Raw genomic sequence first — 20,821 nt, forward strand, 5'->3', positions numbered from 1 at the left:
AGGACAAACCCCTAATGGCGTTGTCCCCGATTGTGAATTTTAACATCTCAATTCCTCTTACTTACTAAAAGTGTATGGTTACGGGGAAATTTTATGCCGGTCTTTTTGCCAAACAATAATTTTTCAATGCACTTTTTTCTTTAATTGAGTGTTATCGGAATCCATCATCATATAGGCTCACATGAGGTTGCTGGATGAATGAATCCCTATTCTCGGTTGAATGATGTTGTACAAACTGCAACTGATCGTCTTCCGCAGCTGAAAACCGCTCCAAAGGCACCTCATCGCGATACCGGGTTTCGCTTAATTCTCGCACCCTCGCTTCCAGCTTCGATTCTGTAAAAACATATCGAATCTCTCCTCCTATCGATTTCAGTGAATCAATTTCTCTATCTTGAGCAAATTGGTATAACTTAACGCCAAACTATCCATCGGGTTTCCAGGGCAATAATCTTGCTCAACAGCGAACCATTCTACCCCATTTTGCAATCCCCACTTCAGGATCGGTGCGAAATCAATCAATCCAGTTCCGATTTCAGCGAAATATTTTCTTTCGTCTGCCGTAATGTCCTTCAGATGGAGGATCGGCATACGAAAAGCATAATTTTGGATGAAGGATAGCGGATCTTGTTCCGCTTTTTTTACCCAGTAGGTGTCAATCTCTGCATAAATAGCCGGATCATCAAGCAAATATTCCAAAGCAAATTTCCCATCGATTGTCGTATGAAATTCAAAATCGTGATTATGATAACCTACGCGGTATCCCAAGCCACTGACTTTGGAAGCTGCCTGCTGCAAATCGCGACGCACACTACCATACCCTTCTGGATTCTGCAGCCCATCCGGGAGGGAATGGCAGATCAGATCCTTCGTATCGAAAAGGCGAGCCTCCTCCAATACGGCGTCCATATCGTTCTTCAATCGATCCAAACCGACATGCATGCCAGCCGTTTGCAATCCGATTTCCTTCATAACCGCAGCAATATCTTTCGCGGGGTTTCCATGTAACCCATCGATTTGGACGGCCGCCCATCCCATCTTTTTGACCTCTTTCAGCACGCTTGGGAAATCTTTTTTCAATTCGTTTCTCAAGGTATATAATTGCGCAGCCAATTTATGTTTAATCATTCCGCAATCTCCTCCCTTTTCAAATCCAACCATTCGACCTCTTGCTTAGTTAAAGGCAGATTCATAGCTTGTATAGAGGAATCTAGCTCCTCCGGGTTTCGAGGCCCAATGATTGCACAGGTCGGGAATGACTGATTAAGAACGTATGATAAGGCAATTTGAATCGGTGAAACCTGCTTTTCTTCCGCCAGCTTCGCGGCACGACGATAACGTTCCCAGTTGTTTTCACTGTAGTACACGCGTACCATTTCCTCATCCGCACGATTGTCTGGTGTGAAATTTCCTGAGAAAAATCCACCAGCTTGGGCGGACCATGCCAACAATGGCAGCTGATTGACCGAATGCCAACCGCAGGTCTTCTCATCTGCCGAAACACAGCCCTCCCATCGGGGAACGTTTGGCTTAGCAAGACTAAGATTCGGACTGCTGAATGAAAAACCTATGAGTTTATGGTCATCCGCGTACTCATTCGCTTCCTGAATTCGCTTATACGACCAATTAGATGCTCCAATAGCTCGGATTCGCTTGGCTTCAAGGTGTGCATTCAGCTCTTCGATGATCGGTCCGACCGCTACCTCCGGATCATCTCGGTGCAGCGCATAGAGATCGACATACTCCGTTCCTAGCCGCTCCAGACTCTCCGTTAAATCCTTACGGATGGCTTCCGGATTTACCCGTGGACCCGGACTGCCGTCATCATGATGAGCACCCTTTGTTAGAATGACTACCTTTTCCCGGTTCATCTGCTCCGCAAGCCATTGGCCGAGAACTAGTTCTTTCCCGCGATATTGATGGGCAGTATCGAAGGCATTGCCGCCAGCGTGAATGTAACCATCCAGCATCATCCGTTCTGGCTCTTCCAATTTTCTTAAATCTCCCGTTCCCATGAACAACCGGGAAATGGGTTTGTCTACGCCCTTGATATTCATATATCTCATCCTGAATCCTCCTTCAAACTCAAACCGCTTCAATCAGATGTGAGTATGGCCGCTCTATTCAAATCCTCTGGCGTAAAATGGGTCACATCGACCGCCAACAGGTATCTGCCACTTTTACGCTTTGATGAAGCGCTTCCATTTTTATTAGAATTAGTCGCAGATGGTTTTTATGTCGAAGTATTCATCTTCTTTTCTGGTATCGATTCCAGAATCAGCGTTACATGTTGTATTTGAATAAACAATGCACTTTCTGGTATCGCTACCAGAAAATTGACTGTGCTTCTGGTTCATAGTATAAATCGATTATCTTCTTTTGACAATGGTATACATTTAGAAACAGTTAAAATTTTCACCTAACGAATCTCATCTATTCATAAAGTTTTTGCTCTATGCCGTCCCCATCTTCAGGGAGATACCCACTCATCGAAGATGTGCTGACTTTAGAGGATGTCTCCGTACAGATCAAGTTGGAAGAGAAGGTTGAAAAAGGCCGTCAGGATAATCCTGACGGCCTTTTGTGTTTACCTCAATCGATGTATGCTTTCTAACGAGTTAAACTCAGCCGCGCAGCTGTTCCGATCTAAGTATGCTTCGTATCTTTCTCGTTCTGATACGGTGAATCGCCATGATACATCCAATGAGTCCGGCACCGCCAGCTGCAAACCCTGCCAGTACATCACTTGGATAATGAACACCTAGATAAATCCGGCTTAGCCCGATACATACGACAACAACAATAGTAACAACCGGGATTAGCCAGGCTGCCTTCCATATTTTACGCACGTTGACCCATAATAAGTAGCCGATCAGTCCATAGAACAGGATGGATACCATCGCATGTCCACTTGGGAAGCTGAAGCTGTTTTCCTCAATCAATCGCATTCCCGCAGGGCGGTCACGCTGAAATAGATCTTTAAGAAGTTGATTCAACCCCCATGCTGTCAATACACCAATGAGCAGTACAAGTGTCTCCCATTTGTGCTTAAATTTGATCAGCAGGATGAGGGCTACAACAACGAATACAATGAATTCTGTTATCGCTTTTCCCATTATCGTAAAAAATAAAGCAACCGGTGTTACAGCGTCACTCCTCAGTGAACGTACAGCACTACCTATATTCTCGTCAAATTCCTTTAACCAGCTGGATGACAAGCTTTGAGAAAATAGAACGAAACCGATTAACAACACGCACGCTGCCCCAAACCCCCAAAATAAATCTTTGTACAACGATTTCCCCTGCATGACCCCATTCTCCCCCACAATGATCTTTTCTTTATGCTATGCCCGGTCGCGAGTTCTTATAGCCTGTGTCTTTTTTAAGAGCAGCGGTATTAACGCAAAAGCGATGTACATCCCCACTGCGGCATAAAACTTACCCGACCCAATGTCTTGCAGTGATGCACCAAAAACGTTATAAACAACGGCACCAGGAATTATACCAATCAACGTTCCCCACGTATAGTCCCAAAAACGAATTTTGGACAGTCCTGCCCCATAACTTACGCCATCGAAAGGAAAGAAAGGCATTAGACGCATATAAAGGACGACCACAAACCCTTTTTCTTCTGCCTTCTGGTCGAAAGACTGCAGCTTCTTATTTCGCAAAATTCGCTGAAAGCTGTTGCGGCCCCATTTGCGCGTAATATAGAAAGAAAGCAACGCCCCAGCGCCAGCCCCAATGATATCATAGATCGTTCCCCAGAAAGCGCCAAACACATAGCCCCCATATAGGGTCAACGGTGTCGCCGGAAATAACACCAATGGACGAAGCGTGTAAACAATAATATATAGCAGCCCGCCAAGTGGACCTAAGTCACGGAGCCAATCAGTCAGCCAATCTAGATCCAAGCGCTCCCATACACCAGTCCATTTCAAAACGAGCAGACCGGCGACAGCGATTATAAACCATAACAATAGTAACCAGAGCGACTTCGAGCGCGCCATGGTTCCCCTCCTTTATGCAATGCCCAGTATTCCTGAGTTCCATCTTACACAAAGCAAGGGCTACTAATCAACCATGGGCATTCAACTGAAAAAAGCCCCACTCGCTGAAGACGAGTGAGACTCCTATAACCATACCATTATTTATGCCAACCATTGTTTCACTTTCGATGCAAAATTGTTCAGCATCTCTTGCGAGCCATATTGACCGCTGAAATCTTCAATGCCAAGGTAACCATCGTAGCCGACCTCTTTTAAGTCATTCAGCAGCTGCTTCCAATTGACGATCCCTTCATTTAGTGGTGCCCACTCGCTTTTCCAGAGCTTGATACCCTCTTGCTCTTCGCCGGTTGGCAACCATCTTGCATTTTTAACATGAACATGCGCTAGATAAGGTCCGAGCAGCTCAAGGCCCATGCGGAAATTCTCGTATCCTTCATGCACCATGTTGCCGGCATCATGCAGAACCCCAATGTAATCTGAATTGAAGTTGGAAACCAGTCGGTGTGCCAATCCAGCACTTGGTGTGATCGTATTATGGTGGATTTCAGTTAAGGCTTTAATGCCATACTGCTGAGCAAATTCCTGCACATGATGTAAATAGTCCACAGCCGTTGCATATAAGTCATTATAATTCTTACTCTTGTCATAGCCAGGAACACCAACACGAATGAAGGAAGCTCCTATTTTCTGAGCCGTTTTGAAAACATGCTCGGTCTCTGCAACATTACAAGCATTTAAGTAAGGGGTGATACTCAAGTTCACTAAGTTATTGTTAACAGCAGCAAGTCGGAAACGTTCCAATTCTTCGTCTGAACCATTCGGATCAATGGAACAAAGATTATTTCTCCAGAAAGATGGCTTCTCATTTACCGCGTCAGCTGGAATATCTTTGAAACGCCATTCAATGCCTTCAATCCCGGCAGCAATGGCCGCCTTTGCTAGTTCTTCTGGGGTCAGGTCAGGTGTTGCTACAGTAAACACGGATAATTTCATTTGAATATGCCTCCTAATTTCATCAGAGCTTGGCGTCACTTTGTGGGATAATATAGGGATCTTTGAGCGTAGATCAAAGTCTCTCTGCTCAGGGATCTTTGAGCGTAGCTTAAAGTCTCTCCGCTCAAACAAGAGCAGGTTGATTGTTTATCTATTCTTTATTTTGCAGTATAATAAAAACGTATTCATTGCATTAATTGGGCAAAAGTTTGCTAATATTGACTCCAGCTAAATAGAGGAGAGCCTCACATGCAGGAACTTTACCAGAATCTACATCGCATGATCAATTTTAGACATGCCGTGACCCATGATCCGATTCCATTGGATTTCCATCAGCACCAGGACCAATATGAAATTTATTTTTTCCTTACTGGGGACGTTCACTACTTCATCGAAAAACAGGTTTACCCCCTGCAGTACGGGGATCTGCTGATCATGCACAGTAATGAATTGCACAGACCTAATTTCCAATCCAAAAAGCAGCGTTATGAGAACGTGGTGATCCATTTTAATCCTACTCTGGTGGAGAACTTTAATTCCCCTCAGTTTAACTTGCTTGATTGCTTCAATAACCGTATATTTGGTGAGCAAAACCGGATGCGGCTGACTCCACCGCAAATTGATGACATTATGAAGCTGTATGAACGTATGGAGATGCATAAGCGGCCTCAAGCGCTCCCAGGATCGGAAATTCTGTTTGTTTCAGCCTTTATCGAGCTGCTCGTGTTTATCAATCGAATTTTTCAAAATCAAGGCAAACAAGAAGAACAGGTCATGATTCCCGACAAGCTTTCCTCCCTATTCACCTACATTGATGAAAATTTAGATCAAGATCTGTCGCTCGAGGTACTGGAACACGTCGTGTTCATGAATCGTTCCTACCTATGCAGACTGTTCAAAAAACACACAGGCAGCACCATTCATGAGCATATCTTGTTCAAGCGCATCGCCAAAGCGAAACAGCTGCTGCGCGAGGGCTCTACAGTCACAGATACGTGCCAGCTAGCAGGCTTCAACGATTACTCTAACTTTATCCGAACGTTTAAGAAAGCTGTCGGCCTTCCTCCTCGGCAGTACCAGGCCCAGCAGCGGCGGGTATGATTGTGGAACTGTTAGTTAAACAGGTTGGTAGACAGGAATGAAAAAGTGCTTTGAGAAAGGCGCTAGACAGCAATGAAGAAGTGCCATTGAAAAGGTCGCTAGACAACAATTGAAAATGGTCGTTAAACAGAAAAAGGTCGCCCAAGTCTTCTGACTTTGGACAACCTTTTTTTTGTTGGAGCTACGGAGGGTAATCAGAACAGGCAGCTCATGCCTATAGGAGCTTTAGAGCCAAAATTGCTGCACAAAATACATCTATGTACTAGAAGAGATACCTCAAAAACCAGCTACCTGATTACCGAACACCATGTCTGCTCTACTTCAAGTTTTCCGGATTCAGCTGCAGAAGCTCAGGCAGTACGAAAATACCGTCCTTACGAATCAGCACATCGTCAAACCAAATTTCGCCGCCGCCGTATTCTGGACGTTGGATATTCACGATATCCCAGTGCAAGGAGGATTTGTTGCCGTTATAAGCATCATCGTAGCAATTTCCTGGTGTGAAGTGGAAGCTGCCGTCGATTTTCTCATCGAAAAGCGTATCTTTCATCGGCTCTTGAATGTAAGGATTCACACCAATTGCGAATTCACCTACATAACGCGCACCTTCATCCATATCAAAAATTTCATTAATTCGGTCTGTATCGTTAGCTGTTGCTTTTATGATTTTACCATTTTCGAATTCAAGTACGATATTCTCGAAAATGAAACCATCATGAGGCGTTGGTGTATTGTAGGAAATGATACCATTCACCGACTCACGAACTGGTGCGGAGTAAACTTCGCCATCCGGGATGTTGAGCTCCCCATCGCATTTAACGCCGCCGATACCTTTAATGGAGAATGTCAAATCCGTGCCTGGACCGACTAGGCGCACTTTATCCGTGCGATCCATGAGGTCTTTCAAAGCATCCATTGCTTTGGACATTTTGCCATAATCCATCGTACATACGTTGAAGTAGAACTCCTCGAACTCATCCGTACTCATGCTGGCAAGCTGCGCCATGGAAGACGTCGGGTAACGAAGAACGACCCATCTCGTATCCTTCACGCGGATATCAAAATGAACCTGTTGATAATAAATTGAATTGTACAGCTTCATTCGATCTGCCGGAATATCCGACAGTTCATAAATATTGGCTCCGCCGCGTACACCTATGTATCCTTGCATTTGTTTCATTTGGAAAGCATCGGCATCTGCCCATGTTTGCATTTGAGCTTCTGTACCATTCATGATGAGTTGGCGCATAATCACATGATCTCTTACATTGACGAAAGGATGCGCGCCAGCTGCGTGAACCTTTTTCACGATCTCTTTTACAAGAGCAGAATCAATGCCATACGCTTCTATCAAAATATTTTCGCCAGGCTGTGCCTTAACCGAATAATTCACAAGGACATCAGCGAGTTTCGTTAGTCTTGGATCCAGCATACTTTATCTCTCCTCTTCTTCTTCAACAGGGTCAAAAGACGGCTCATTCGTTTGAAAGCCGACCGTAGTCAAATAAAACCACTCCCCATTTTCTTCCTGTGACGAATCGAGCTCAAAGATAAGAGCACGAAACTTTCTCAGCCATTCTGCATATTTCTCTTTGCTCATTTTGACTTCGACCTGCGTCATAATAATCGGCCATTGTGTACGATCAGGAGATGGAATTTGGAACGCCTCTTCGGGGGCATTAATCGCTCTGCGTCTAGCACGTCCAAGTACGCTAAGCGTCCTCTCGCGATAGTAATTCTCAACCTCTGAGACGTAAGGCAGCAGTTTTTCACTAGGGACGAAGCCGCGGGCTACTGCACGATAAAACTTTTGCAAAATACCATTCTTTAGTTCCGTACGAACGACCGAAATCAAGCCATGCTTCTCAAGCTCATTCAAATGATAATGCACTTTCGCACGTGCCATTCCCAGCAGTTTAGCCAATTGCTGACCGGTGTAAGCTTTCTCTATAAGATAAAGCAACACCTTAGCGCGAAGTGGATCACTTATCGTTTTTAATTGCTCAAGTTCCTCAATAATATAAACCGGTTGCAGCTTCATATGGACTCGACCTCCCTCTATTGTACCAATCTAGCCCTTAAACATGCGTTTTTGGTCAACTCTTAATCTCTTAATGAGATTAATTAAACGACGGTCAAATCTTTTTAACCGTATCATAATGCGAAAAGGATTTCATGTCAATTGCAGTCTCGGCAAGCATGAATGTCCTCATTTCTGACCATTTCAACGCTTTAACGAATTAACGAAGTTAAGCTTTCCTCTATGGTAGCAAAAAGGGACGTTTCTGTCACCCATTAAAGGTGGAAACGTCCCTCGATTTATTATCGATAAATATGGCTTCCAGCTTCACGGAATTCTTTGGACTTCTCCTCCATGCCGCTGTTTCGCGCGGACTCTTCATCAAGCCCTTGTGCGTGTGCGTACTGCCTTATATCCTGCGTAATGCGCATACTGCAAAACTTCGGTCCACACATGGAGCAGAAGTGCGCCGTCTTCGCGCCTTCGGCCGGCAGCGTCTCATCGTGGTACTCGATGGCGCGTTCCGGATCGAGCGAGAGATTGAACTGATCTCGCCAGCGAAATTCGAAGCGCGCCTTGGACAGCGCGTTGTCGCGAATTTGAGCTCCCGGATGGCCTTTAGCCAGATCGGCGGCGTGCGCAGCGATCTTGTACGTGATAACTCCAACACGTACGTCTTCCTTATTCGGCAGGCCGAGATGCTCCTTCGGCGTCACATAGCACAGCATCGCCGTGCCGAACCAGCCGATCATCGCTGCCCCAATGGCAGAGGTGATATGGTCATAGCCTGGCGCAATGTCGGTCGTCAGCGGTCCAAGCGTGTAAAATGGCGCTTCTTGGCAAACTTCCAGCTGACGGTCCATATTTTCTTTAACCAGATGCATCGGCACGTGGCCTGGTCCTTCAACCATCACTTGGACGTCGTGCTTCCAAGCGATTTGCGTCAACTCGCCAAGTGTTTCCAATTCGGCGAACTGGGCTTCATCGTTCGCGTCTGCGATCGATCCAGGGCGCAGTCCGTCACCGAGGGAGAAGGCGACGTCGTAAGCTTTCATAATTTCGCAAATATCTTCGAAATGCGTATAGAGAAAGTTCTCTTGGTGGTGAGCTAGGCACCATGCAGCCATGATGGATCCACCGCGGGAGACAATACCCGTTACGCGCTGAGCTGTCATAGGGATGTAACGCAGCAGTACGCCCGCATGGATCGTAAAGTAACTTACACCCTGTTCGGCTTGCTCAATCAGCGTATCACGGTACACTTCCCAAGTGAGGTCCTCCGCTTTGCCGTTCACTTTTTCGAGCGCTTGATACAGTGGTACTGTTCCTACAGGAACAGGGGAGTTACGGATGATCCATTCGCGTGTTGTATGTATGTTTTTACCTGTCGATAAATCCATAATCGTGTCAGCACCCCAACGGGTTGCCCATGTCATCTTCTCGACCTCTTCCTCAATGGAAGAAGCAACGGCGGAATTTCCGATATTGGCATTAATTTTCACAAGGAAGTTGCGTCCGATGATCATCGGCTCGCTTTCGGGATGATTAATATTGGAAGGAATGATGGCACGGCCAATAGCGACCTCTTTACGAACGAATTCAGCATCGAGATTCTCTCGAATTGCAATGTACTCCATTTCCGGTGTCACGATGCCTTGGCGTGCATAATGCATCTGTGTCACGTTACAGCCTTGCTTAGCTCGGAGCGGTCTGCGGTGTAAGCCTGGGAATATTTCGGCGGCACCTCTTGCATCAGGAGATACAAGTCCATTATCCTCCGGCTTCACTTCACGTCCAACGTAAGATTCAACGTCACCACGCTCTTCGATCCATGTTAAGCGATTAGCGGGAAGACCTTGACGGATATCCGTTTTCAGTTCTGTATCGGTATAAACACCACTTGTGTCATAAACCTGCACAGGCTCATTCGTCACTTCTTCTCCTTGAATATTTGTGGAGGTTCCCAAAGATATTTCCCTCATTGGCACTTGAATATCTGGTCTTGAGCCTTGTACATATACCTTTTTACTACCTGGAAATGTGGAAATTTGGACGTCTTTAACGGAACTACTATTAGTTGTTGTCATACGAATTCCTCCTCTATTTGATGTTTCTAAGCAGCTCAGCTGCTGCTTCACGTGGTGAGTGCGCACTTGCAATCGCGCTGACTACGGCTACGCCATCCGCCCCTGCGCGGATAACGTGGGATGCATTCGTGGCATCGATACCTCCGATGCCAACGAGCGGCAGCCTGATGCCGCCTGCGCGAATCCGCTGGATGACGGCTGGCCCCTGGACCTCACGCGCATCCAGCTTGGTGCGCGTGACGTATTGGGGGCCTACGCCTAGATAGTCGGCGCCTTCGGCGAGCGCCGACTGGGCTTCGCCAAGATCGTGGGCGGAGACGCCTACGATCATTTTGTTCAACCGCTGCCGCACGGCGGCGGTTGGGGCGTCTTCTTGGCCGATGTGAATACCATCGGCCGCAAGCTCTAGAGCGAGCCCTTCATCATCGTTGACGATGAAAGGGATCGCATGCTGCGCGCACAGGCGGCGCAGCCGCGCTCCCAGCTCGAGCTTCGCCGCCCCCTGCAGGGCTCCGGCGCCCTTCTCGCGGAACTGAAACATCGTGATGCCGCCGGCAATCGCGGCCTCCAGCACCGCTGCCGGGTCAGCCCCTCCACAGTTAGGGCTGCCCAAGACCAAATACAAACGCAGCGCTTTGCGCAGCTGCTCGCTATTCATCGCACACCCCGTGTGAGAACATCTTCGTTGACGATAATGTCATCTAAGTCAGGGGCATTGACTTCAACGTTCACAGCCATATCACTCTTTTGCTGCCTGCCAGCTGACGTCCTATCAAGCTCATTCGCCACCGTACGTGCATTGCTCACTCTAACTCCACGTTGATAAGCCCAATGGTTCGTTGGACCATGACCGCTGCCTATGTGTAACGGCTCTGCGATTGCAGCTTGGATGAATATTTTTGCCAATTGGATGGCTTCTTTCGTCGTTAACCCCTGCGCAAGTCCTGAAGTGACCGCAGCAGCAAACGTGCAACCTGTACCATGCGTATGCTTGGTAACCAAGCGTCTGGACGAAAACTCCGTGAAAGTCTTCCCGTCATAAAGCAAATCAGTTGCGTACTCCGTATTCACTTCATGTCCGCCTTTAATCATCACATTTTTGCAGCCGTAAAGATGAATCCGCTTCGCAGCCTGTTGACGCGACTCACTGTCCGTTATTTGCAAGCCGCTAAGCACCTCAGCTTCAGGTATGTTCGGTGTAACCACATCGGCCAGCGGCAATAGAGAGTGAATCATCGCCTCAACAGCCTCTTGCTGAAGCAAGGAGGCCCCGCCTTTGGCTATCATCACTGGGTCAACCACGATCCGCTCCCACTTGTAGGTTTGTATCGCGGACGCTACGATTCGAATAATCTCACCACTGAATAACATCCCTGTTTTGAGCGCATTAGGAGTTAAATCCTCACCAATAGAGGCCAACTGCTGCTCGATCGCCTCGGTACTCATTGGATAAACCCCTTGAACACCAAGCGTATTCTGCGCAGTCACAGCGGTAATGGCTGACATCCCATAAACGCCCAGCTCTTGGAACGTCTTCAAGTCTGCTTGAATCCCCGCACCACCTCCGCTATCCGAGCCCGCGATCGTTAATGCTTTGTAAACAGACATCTTACTCCCCCTTTCAGCTTCAACCTCTACATGTCCGCCCTCTCAGACCCATACTCTTGCTTCAGCGCGGTAACATCTACATCCGAGAAAGCATTTTCTGACCGCTCACCGTGGAATATTCACTATCCCTCTACCGAGAAGATCTTTATCGACCGCTCATCGTGGAATATCTACGTTCCCTCTACCGAGACGTCCATTTCGGCCCTCTCAGTCCCACATTCTTACTCTCAACCCACTCACACCACCCGAGAAGACCTTTATCGACCGCTCACCAGGAAATATTTACTATCCCTCTACCGAGACGTCCATTTGGGCCCTCTCAGTCCCACATTCTTACTCTCAACCCACTCACACCACCCGAGAGGACCTTTATCGACCGCTCACCATGGATTATCTACGTTCCCTCTCCCGAGTCGTCCGTTTTGGACCTCCCAGACCCACGCTTTTGCTCTTCTCCAACTAAACTCGACTAAAGCCCTCCATTGGACTGCTAGCCGAGGCATACCGCTTCTTCGGAATACGACCCGCTTCGAATCCGGCACGTCCGGCTTCAATTGCCAATTTCATGGCGTAAGCCATTTTGACAGGATCCTTAGCACCCGACACAGCGGTGTTGAGCAGCACACCATCGGCTCCCATCTCCATAGCAAGCGCCGCGTCTGAAGGAGCGCCAATGCCAGCATCGACGATTACAGGTACGGTCGCTTGCTCAATAATGAAGCTCAGGTTCAGCGGATTAATGATGCCTTGACCTGTTCCGATTGGCGATGCGCCAGGCATAATGGCATGAACTCCGAGGGCTTGCAAACGTTTGGCTAAAAGTACATCATCCGATGTGTATGGCAGTACGATGAAGCCCTCCTCTAGCAGCATTTCCGAGGCTTTCAACGTTTCAACCGGATCAGGCAGCAGCGTCATCTCGTCTCCTATAACTTCCACTTTGATCATGTCGCAAAGTCCGGAAGCCTTCGCTAGTCTCGCGATGCGTACAGCTTCTTCGGCTGTTTTGGCGCCTGCCGTATTCGGCAGTAAAGTGAAATTCGACACATCCAGCATCGACAAGAAATTAGGCTGACTCGCTTCAAAAATATTCATACGTCGCACGGCAAACGTCAAAATCTGAGACTCACTAACCTCAACCGCCTGCTTCTGAATATTGAAATCCGGGAACTTCCCCGTGCCTAGCAATAGTCGTGAACGAAACTCGTAAGGACCGATTTTTAACATAAGAATTATCCCCCTCCAACAAAATGAACGATTTCGATTTTATGTCCTTCAGAAAGCTCGACTTTCACGTGATCTTCTTTTTGTAAAATGTTTTCATTATGTTCCACGACGAGCATCTTCTCACTCAACTCAAAATGCGCGAGCAGCTCTTCAATGGTTCGGATCGAATCTGGAATGTCTATGCTTTGTCCATTAATGTGCAGCTTCAATGCTGTACAACTCCTTTCCTGTGGCTGAAAATAGGTTCCCTTCACGCCGCCCAATCCGCTTGGATTGCCCCGATAGATCAGGACTAAAAGCATCGAGCAACGATCCCATAGCCGAAAAGGTCAGTGTTCCTGTCTGTGTTCTTGCCTCGGATCTTGTCTCTGATCCAGTCTCTGATCCAGTCTCAGATCCTATCCCGGATCCTTTCCCTGATCTTGCCCCTGAACTTGCCTCAGTTGTCACTGATCCTATCTCCAATCCCAGCTCAAGCTCAGGCTGGAAGGAGTCCTCTCCCCCGCCTAAAACGAGATCCGCGATCACCTTGCCGGTGATCGGACTGAGCAAAATCCCATTGCGGTAATGCCCGCAAGCGGCATATAAACCCTCGTACGCCGGCACTTTGCCGATGTACGGCAGCCCGTCTATCGTCTGCGGTCGCAGACCCGACCAAGCTTTCTCCCACTCTGCTTCGCCAAGCGTGGGCATGAGCAGCCTCGCGCGATCCATCAGCTCAGCCAGCCCAGCCAGCGACACCTTGCGGTCGTAGCTGTTCGGCACTACCGTCGCCCCGACCAGCAGTCGTCCTCCGGCTTTCGGGACGATATAACACCCTGTCGTGAACAGGGTCTTCCTGGGTAGCGGCTTCGTCGTAAGGACAGAGAAGCACTCGCCCTTCACGGGATACACCGGCAGGTCGACGCCGATACCTGCCATTAGCTGCCCGCTCCACGTACCAGCTGTCACAACGACGTGGTCGCTATAGAGCGGACCTTCGCTCGTCATAACCCCGACGGCTCGGCCTCGCTCCGTCAGCAGCCCTTGTACCTGGGCGAATTCTTGCACCTTCGCCCCCAGTACTCGGGCTGCCTGCGCGAACGCCGCCGCCAACAGCGGAGCCTCTACCTGCCCATCCCCCGGCAGGTATAAGGCTCCGCGCGTCGCAATGCTCAAGGCGGGCTCGAGCTTAGCGGCTGCAGCTGCGCTCAGCCACTCCGCCTGCTCGCCCGCTGCGCGTTGGAGCTTCTCCCTCGCGCGCAGCTCTTGCTCTTGAACGTCATTGAGCGCCACGTTCAGCAGCCCTTCACGGACGAGACCGATGTCGATGCCCGTGAGAGCTTTCAGTTCCTCGCTCAGCTGAGGGAACATCGCTCGGCTTTGCCGGGCCCACTGGAAAAGCGGTCCCGTATCCTCCATCTCGGATTGTGCTCCGAGCATGCCCGCCGCCGCCGCCGAGGCCTCCATGCCTAGCCTCCCGCGCTCGAGGAGCATGACGGACTGGCCTCGCTTTGCCAAGTTATAGGCGATTGAGGAGCCAATGACCCCGCCGCCGACGATGATCACATCGTTCATATGTTTCATTTATCCCGCCTCCTTTCGCTCTAGCTCCTTGGCGTAAGATCTCACAGCCTCCAACGGATCTTCCGCTTCCCATATCCCACTCATCACAGCTATACCGGAAGCCCCCGCTTCCAAAACTGAACTTACCCGTTCAGGTCTCATGCCTCCGATCGCAATAATCGGAATTGACACCTGGGCTGCCACATCTCTGAGCGGCCCCAACCCCCTAGGCGGGATACCCACCTTAGAATTCGAAGCAAAGATATGACCAAACATCACATAATCCGCACCCTCCCGCTCTCGCTGCTTAGCTTCCTCCGCACTATGTATCGATACGCCAGTCCTCTGCACTCCCTGACAGAATTCTCTCAGGGTTGAAAGCGGCGGGGTGCTGCCTTGGAGTTGTAAACCACCTAAAGCTGCAGCCGTGACAATAGATGGGTAACCATTGATATATAGGCTTTTCGCAGGAACACCTGTTTCGAGCAGAAACTGCACACCTAGGAAGATCTCGTCTAATGATTTCGTTTTTTCACGTATATGAATGGCTGTAACATGGGGGTGAATCTGAGCTGCAATCGCCGCCAACTCCGTCCAAGATAACTTACCATTGGAAATGACATGCAGTTCATATGCTGACATATTGAGGCTCAACTCCCTTCCTGGGCTTTATTAATTCATAAAAAACAAACAAGACTAAAAACAAGAATTTTCCTTATTCAGCTTCATCTTCTGGTTTTAAGAATGTTTTTCACCGCACCAGCTACTTTAACGCTGAAAAACATCACTAACCCACTTAACTCATATATTCCAACTTTAGCGATCAAAAACATCACTATAATCCATATAAAATTGCAACTCCTAGGACCCGCCCAATATGTAAGAATTAAATCAATTCCCCTAAAAGCTTAATTTCAGGCATGAAAAAAACCACTTTTCCAAAGAAAAGTGGTTGTAGGTTGCGCCGCCTAATAAATATACAAAGATGGGGCTCCAATGATCGTTCCACTTTCCTCCGCTGGTATGACCCAGTTCAGGTTCAAAGGGTTCAGATTGCTCTGTCTCAGCCTTGCGGCGCCCCTAGGGATTCATTCGTATGTAATTGTTAAATATCATAGCACGTCATCCATTGCTTGGAAACAAAAAAATTTCTCCGCATCTTAATCTAGTCACCACCCCTTTCAACTCATATAATAGGGAGACAAAGCTGCCTAAGAAGTTTAAAGGAAGGATGTTCACCTAAATGCTGTCTCAATTGAATCGTCATTTAGAAAAAATCTTGCCGCTAATTACACCAGTCAGTGTGCTCATCGGTGTATTGCTAGGCAGTCATTTATCCGGATTCACCTATTTATCCCCTTGGTTGTTTGCCTTTATGACTTTCGCGGGCAGCATAAGCTCCAGCTTCAAAGAATTCGTCAAAGTCGTCGTTCAGCCTCTTCCACTTATAACCACATTGTTAATTCTACATGTCGCGATGCCGCTGATTGCGCTGGTTCTCGGGCATGTCGTTTACAGCCATGAGCCCATGACCATAACTGGGCTCATCTTAGCAGCAGCAATACCTACTGGCATTTCAAGCTTCGTCTGGGTAGCTATTTATCGCGGAAATATCATGCTCACGTTATCGATTATTCTCATGGACACCATACTTTCGCCCTTTGTCGTACCCTACACTTTATCTGCTTTAATTGGCACCAAAGTGCAGATGGACACCTTCGCGATGATGAAAGGTCTGTTCCTGATGATCGTTCTACCCTCCATCATTGGCATGCTGCTGAATCAATGGACACGCGGCAAAATTAAAGAACAATGGAGTGGGCGCCTAGGTCCTTTTTCGAAAATAACTATGGGCATCGTTGTCGCTATCAACAGTTCCGTAATCGCCCCTTATTTACGTGATTTTGATGCTAAATTACTAGGTTTAGCCGCATTTGTACTCTTCATAGCCTCACTTGGTTATATCCTAGGATGGCTTGTCGCCAAGCTTATGCGTTGGGATCAAGACGTCGTCGTAGCACTTACGTTTAACAGTGGAATGCGCAATATTAGTGCTGGCGCGGTACTCGCAGTTGCCTACTTCCCGCCTCCGGTAGCTATCCCCGTTGTACTAGGCATGCTGTTCCAGCAATCGCTGGCTTCTCTTTTCGGCTATCTGTTGAACAGACGCTACGCTTTGAAAAGTGATATTCCCAGCTTAACCGTGAAAGTGTGAAACAAGTTTAGTTGAGGAGCTGCCCGAGCAGCTTCTTTTTTGTTAGTTTTTAAAGCTTCTTTACGACCCACTCATCCAAACGCTGAATGTTAATCGGCAATTCACCTGATCTTAACCATTCAATTGCTTGAAGGACAAGAGGCGATGAATTTTCTGAATATAACTCACTCACTGGAACCCATAATGCTCCTAAAGAATCTTGCCCCTCAAACATTTTAGGATTAGATGATAAATTTCCACCCATATATTCAACTGAATAAAATATAGCCACATGATGAATATGAGAAGTTCCTCTCTTAGGAAGTAAATATGGAACAATAAAATCACACACGCCGATATTCTTTTTAATTTGAATCTCTATTCCAGCCTCTTCCTTAATTTCCCTTCGCACTGCCTCCGCTAAAGTTTCGTTAGGTTCAATTGTGCCTCCCGGAAGGTCGAACCTCCCGATATATGGACCATTACTCTTTCGGATTACCAAAAGGCTTCCTTCATGCAAGCAAATTCCATATGCACCCAAGTGTCGGTGCCACTTCTCGATTTCGCTCTCTCCTTTGAAGCATTCAAAGCATATTAAGGTGTTATCGTCTAACACTACGCCGTTAATAAATCCATCATTGCAGAAAATCGGCTTTTTACATGCCTTGCATTCCCCAACAAGCTCCTGCATAAACAGTACCTCCCCGGTTGCAATCGGGCACCCATTAGCTGGATGCCCTTATCACTAGTCTATGGGTGTCGTGGCGCAATCATTTCGATTACGACATCATTTGTGTGATATCCCTCAGCACAAATTAAGCTAACATTTAGGTATCATTCAGCTTCTCTTCTCAGATTTTTCATAATTGCCATGTAGGATTGTGAAGAAGATGATTGATAGGAGTGATACATTGCATGATAAAAATGACAAAAATAGCGGGCTTATGCATCCTTATCCCGGTATTATTAAGCGCTTGTGGGAATCCCTCAACTTCACAACCTGCTGCAGCAAGCTCAGCACAACCGCAACAACAACAAAATGGACAATCACAGGCAGACGACAAGCAAAATGCTCAAGACCGACCTGTCATGAATGCTGCGCAAAGACAAATGTTCAGTACGTTTCAGACGCTGCTCATGCTAGACAAAGCAGATGGACTTACCATTACGAAGGAACAAGCTCAAGCTATGCTGCCCGTTGCCCAAGAAATCGTTACAAAAGCTGAGCTTAGTGATGCAAACAAGACCAAGCTGATTGAAAAGCTAACGGATGCCCAGAAGAAATTTATAGAAGACTCAGCTGGGCGTATGAGCAATCAAGGAAACGGCGCTGCAAATGGACCTGGGAATAACGGAAACACCAGCAATGGCAAGGGTAATCGAAATGGTGAATCTGGAAATACAGCAAATAAACCAGATGCTTCCGCACAACCAAACGCCAATGCACCCGATCGAACTGGCGGCAAGAATGGCAATGGAAATCGTCCTGCTGGCGGCGAAATGAGAGATCCCGGTAAGCAGCTTATCGAACTGCTGCAGACAAAAATCAAATAGTACCAGCCAAAAAACCGATCTCCTACTAAAGAAGGAATCGGTTTTTCGGTTTACTTCAATTATCTCAAAGACTGAACAACTTGCACGGCAGAGGCTTCGCCACTCGCTACTAATTCAACATGCTCAGCAAACATATCGCACATGTAGACGAACAAGCTGAGAATCTCCAACACTTCTTCGCTCTCAAAAGTGCTGGACGCTGAAATACTATACACATACCGATAGTGAAGCTCATTCTGTTCATTGATGCCAAAATGACCGATCGGCAATCTTGTGTTAATTTCCAGCAGGACAGAAGCCACGGCATCGCGCGATCCTTCTTGCAGATGAAAAGGTAGCGTGCTGTAAATTTGCAACAGCTGAATCGCACCAATTTCATCATCATTCAGCGGTAAAAAGCTAAAGTGAAGGAAACGTTCCCTGCCTTTTTTGTCCTCTTGAAACCCCGCCATAAGGACGTGAAGCGGAATCGCTTCGGATTTTTCCAATAAATTGGTTGCTAGGCCTGTCTCATCTAAAATTTCCTTCAGAAGCCCTAGTTGCGCCAAATGACGCGCATGTATTTTATCTGGCAACATGTATGTACACTCTCCTACTCTCTTTGGGCCATGGCTTCAATCAAGCTTTTTCTCAATTTAGTTCGATCGTTCTCAACCGTCTTAAGGGCTGGTAAACTTACTCCTGCCGCTTCTACATAACTGCGTACATGCTCATATCGAGCAAGAATAACTGGATCTGTAGGCATAGCTGCTGCTACAGGTATAGCTATCGGTGCAGGCGCTGGTGCAGGTGTCGCAGATACTGGTGGCTGTGCTGCTGTTGCAGGAGCCTGTCCTGATGTTGCAGGTGCTGATGCCGATGTTGGTGTTGGCGCAGCAGTCACCGGTGCTGGTGCTGGCTCGTATAGCTTAGGAAGATTCCTGATCAAATTCAGAATTAAATCCGCATCCCGTCCGCGTTGTTCCCGCTTCTTATCAGTCGACTTATCAGCATCAAAGACCGCTTTGGTAATTCCCCATGCGCCGGCTTTGGAGGCGCGATCGCGGCCCGCTTGTTTCAAATTCCTCGCAATCGGTATCGCGGCGCTTACGCCGGAAGCGACAATTTTGAGCGGCGTTCCGACTTGCGCTCCGACCCCAGTCAACGTTGCAATGTCTGCAGCTATTTTAGTTAACTCTAACCCGATTTGCAAGCCACCGCGTGTTGTACGCTTCACGTTAATATTTTTCATTTCTTTCGCTAATTCATACTCAGCGATTTCTTCAAGCTGCTCTGCGGCACCTGCAACTCCTAGTGCCTTCTTCCGTTCAAGCTCCGCTTTATGCGCTGCAAGCTTTGCTTTATCCACACCAGCATTGCGGAACCAACGCTTAGCAATAATGAAGTCCGCACCCGTGTGCTTCCCTTTAAAGTCACGTTTCAACGTTGTCATGGCTGAGCGATTTAAGCCAGCTTTAATGACATCAACTGTTTTAATAGCAATCTTCACACCGCTTACAGCAATGCTGACACCTGGTATTACGGATGTTAAGCTGGCTGTGCTTGTTTCCATAAGCTTCATGATGCCTTTGGCCACTTTGAGACCGGATTGCGCAGTCTGAATGGCATTGCTAATAATTTCAATAGCGCCTTTGGACTTTTCGCCCTTGTCCAGACCGCCATTTTCAGCATGCTTACTGTACAAATCATAAATCGCCTTAACCGTCAAAATGGCGCTCTTAACAGAAGTTATCGCTTCAGCAACCGTTCCGGAATAGTCACTGACGGAGGAGGAAGCACCCACGCCATCTTCATGACCTGTGGATTTAGCTGATTTATCTATCAAGCCTACCGATCCACTGACCATTTTGGCTCCTGCTTCGGTTATGGATAAACCTGCTGACGTGTAGTCTAATTTTGTTCGGTCATCTTCAGAAATGGCTAGCATTTCTCTGATCGTACTCAAAATTTGGAACGGTCCGCCAATGAGATCCGCTGTTGAAGCAACAGCTCCCGTGCTATTCGATAGTTCTTCTTCACCCGCATTATTCGATTTTTTGAAGGACTCATCCAAGTCCTCCGATCTCATCCCGAAACTGTCACTGAATGTTGAAACAACGCCAGATCCCATGTCCGCACTTTCTTTAGTCCCGTCACTCTGCGGGGTCGCTACTGTTGTAGCTGGTGTTGCTACAGTGGAAAGTGGCGCAGGCGTTGCCACGGATGGCGCTGTTGTTGCCGTTGGCAAAGGAACCACTTGCGGCTGGGTAGCCGTAGGATTTCTCTGAATAAGTTGATTCGCATAAGCTTGTGTTGCCCGATTACCCGCTGTGCGCTGCATTTGCATAAAAAAGTCCCGAGCCAGTGGAGATGCCTGAGGTGCGCTACTACTGGTCTGAGATGTTTGCGATTGATTTGAATTCTGGTGTACAGATGCAATCGACTTGGTTTGAATTTGGTAACCTTTTGCCACAGAGCCTGACTCCTTTGTGCGTTATGTTAT

The 20,821-nt window shown here is 47.6% G+C and carries 19 protein-coding genes, 1 pseudogene and 1 riboswitch; of the genes and pseudogenes, 3 read left to right on the forward strand and 17 right to left on the reverse strand.

The window, feature by feature from the left end:
* Positions 1-372: 372 nt before the first annotated feature.
* From QFZ78_RS19430 to QFZ78_RS19450, 5 genes are all read right to left on the reverse strand, one after another.
* Entirely contained in the window at positions 373-1,128 is a 756-nt protein-coding gene (locus tag QFZ78_RS19430; protein ID WP_307550042.1) for a sugar phosphate isomerase/epimerase family protein, read from the reverse strand.
* Positions 1,125-2,066 carry an aldo/keto reductase gene (locus QFZ78_RS19435; protein WP_307550044.1) on the reverse strand — a complete coding sequence of 314 codons (942 nt, stop codon included), beginning with the start codon at positions 2,064-2,066 and terminating at the stop codon, positions 1,125-1,127. Before QFZ78_RS19435 ends, QFZ78_RS19430 begins: the two co-directional genes overlap by 4 nt.
* Positions 2,067-2,624: 558 nt before the next feature.
* Complete coding sequence (locus QFZ78_RS19440; RefSeq protein WP_307550046.1) at positions 2,625-3,308, reverse strand: phosphatase PAP2 family protein; 684 nt, start codon at positions 3,306-3,308, stop codon at positions 2,625-2,627.
* A 36-nt stretch (positions 3,309-3,344) separates the two neighbouring features.
* Positions 3,345-4,010 (reverse strand): TVP38/TMEM64 family protein, encoded by a 666-nt coding sequence (locus QFZ78_RS19445; protein WP_307550048.1) that lies wholly within the window; start codon positions 4,008-4,010, stop codon positions 3,345-3,347.
* 141 nt (positions 4,011-4,151) lie between these two features.
* Positions 4,152-5,003: a sugar phosphate isomerase/epimerase family protein gene (locus QFZ78_RS19450; protein ID WP_307550050.1), complete on the reverse strand. Its 852-nt coding sequence runs from the start codon at positions 5,001-5,003 to the stop codon at positions 4,152-4,154.
* A 249-nt stretch (positions 5,004-5,252) separates the two neighbouring features.
* On the opposite strand from QFZ78_RS19450, the gene QFZ78_RS19455 reads away from it, so the two are divergent.
* Complete coding sequence (locus tag QFZ78_RS19455; protein WP_307550052.1) at positions 5,253-6,104, forward strand: AraC family transcriptional regulator; 852 nt, start codon at positions 5,253-5,255, stop codon at positions 6,102-6,104.
* 316 nt (positions 6,105-6,420) lie between these two features.
* Here QFZ78_RS19455 and QFZ78_RS19460 read toward each other — a convergent pair whose 3' ends face one another.
* The 9 genes and pseudogenes from QFZ78_RS19460 to QFZ78_RS19500 form a co-directional block, all read right to left on the reverse strand.
* Positions 6,421-7,536 carry an aminopeptidase gene (locus tag QFZ78_RS19460; protein WP_307550053.1) on the reverse strand — a complete coding sequence of 372 codons (1,116 nt, stop codon included), beginning with the start codon at positions 7,534-7,536 and terminating at the stop codon, positions 6,421-6,423.
* Positions 7,537-7,539: 3 nt separating this feature from the next.
* Positions 7,540-8,145, reverse strand: a complete 606-nt coding sequence (locus QFZ78_RS19465) for an ArsR/SmtB family transcription factor (RefSeq protein WP_307550055.1) — start codon at positions 8,143-8,145, stop codon at positions 7,540-7,542.
* Positions 8,146-8,426: 281 nt separating this feature from the next.
* Positions 8,427-10,211, reverse strand: a complete 1,785-nt coding sequence (thiC, locus tag QFZ78_RS19470; protein WP_307550057.1) for a phosphomethylpyrimidine synthase ThiC — start codon at positions 10,209-10,211, stop codon at positions 8,427-8,429.
* A gap of 13 nt (positions 10,212-10,224) precedes the next feature.
* Positions 10,225-10,869, reverse strand: a complete 645-nt coding sequence (gene thiE / locus QFZ78_RS19475; protein WP_307550059.1) for a thiamine phosphate synthase — start codon at positions 10,867-10,869, stop codon at positions 10,225-10,227.
* Positions 10,870-11,030: 161 nt separating this feature from the next.
* Positions 11,031-11,819, reverse strand: a pseudogene (gene thiD, locus QFZ78_RS19480) (bifunctional hydroxymethylpyrimidine kinase/phosphomethylpyrimidine kinase); the annotation flags it as partial.
* Positions 11,820-12,278: 459 nt separating this feature from the next.
* Entirely contained in the window at positions 12,279-13,046 is a 768-nt protein-coding gene (locus QFZ78_RS19485; protein ID WP_057304179.1) for a thiazole synthase, read from the reverse strand.
* A gap of 5 nt (positions 13,047-13,051) precedes the next feature.
* On the reverse strand, positions 13,052-13,255 hold the full coding sequence (gene thiS, locus QFZ78_RS19490) for a sulfur carrier protein ThiS (RefSeq protein ID WP_307550061.1): 204 nt from the start codon (positions 13,253-13,255) through the stop codon (positions 13,052-13,054).
* Complete coding sequence (gene thiO / locus QFZ78_RS19495; protein WP_307550064.1) at positions 13,239-14,612, reverse strand: glycine oxidase ThiO; 1,374 nt, start codon at positions 14,610-14,612, stop codon at positions 13,239-13,241. The genes thiS and thiO overlap by 17 nt, the downstream gene beginning before the upstream one ends.
* Positions 14,613-15,233: a thiamine phosphate synthase gene (locus QFZ78_RS19500; protein WP_307550065.1), complete on the reverse strand. Its 621-nt coding sequence runs from the start codon at positions 15,231-15,233 to the stop codon at positions 14,613-14,615.
* Between the two features lie 351 nt (positions 15,234-15,584).
* Positions 15,585-15,683: riboswitch (TPP riboswitch) on the reverse strand.
* 151 nt (positions 15,684-15,834) lie between these two features.
* Between QFZ78_RS19500 and QFZ78_RS19505 the strand changes: the two genes are divergently transcribed.
* A complete protein-coding gene (locus tag QFZ78_RS19505) occupies positions 15,835-16,806 on the forward strand; it encodes a bile acid:sodium symporter family protein (RefSeq protein ID WP_307550066.1) in 972 nt (323 codons plus the stop codon).
* 49 nt (positions 16,807-16,855) lie between these two features.
* Here the strand turns inward: QFZ78_RS19505 and QFZ78_RS19510 are convergent, their stop codons facing one another.
* Complete coding sequence (locus QFZ78_RS19510) at positions 16,856-17,476, reverse strand: NUDIX hydrolase (RefSeq protein ID WP_307550068.1); 621 nt, start codon at positions 17,474-17,476, stop codon at positions 16,856-16,858.
* 224 nt (positions 17,477-17,700) lie between these two features.
* Here QFZ78_RS19510 and QFZ78_RS19515 point away from each other — a divergent pair, with 224 nt between their 5' ends.
* Positions 17,701-18,339 (forward strand): hypothetical protein, encoded by a 639-nt coding sequence (locus tag QFZ78_RS19515; protein ID WP_307550070.1) that lies wholly within the window; start codon positions 17,701-17,703, stop codon positions 18,337-18,339.
* 59 nt (positions 18,340-18,398) lie between these two features.
* Here QFZ78_RS19515 and QFZ78_RS19520 read toward each other — a convergent pair whose 3' ends face one another.
* On the reverse strand, positions 18,399-18,917 hold the full coding sequence (locus QFZ78_RS19520) for a YbjN domain-containing protein (RefSeq protein WP_307550072.1): 519 nt from the start codon (positions 18,915-18,917) through the stop codon (positions 18,399-18,401).
* Between the two features lie 14 nt (positions 18,918-18,931).
* Positions 18,932-20,791, reverse strand: a complete 1,860-nt coding sequence (locus tag QFZ78_RS19525; RefSeq protein WP_307550074.1) for a hypothetical protein — start codon at positions 20,789-20,791, stop codon at positions 18,932-18,934.
* Positions 20,792-20,821 lie beyond the last annotated feature (30 nt).

Source organism: Paenibacillus sp. V4I5 (genome assembly GCF_030817255.1).
In the GTDB taxonomy this organism is placed as follows: domain Bacteria; phylum Bacillota; class Bacilli; order Paenibacillales; family NBRC-103111; genus Paenibacillus_E.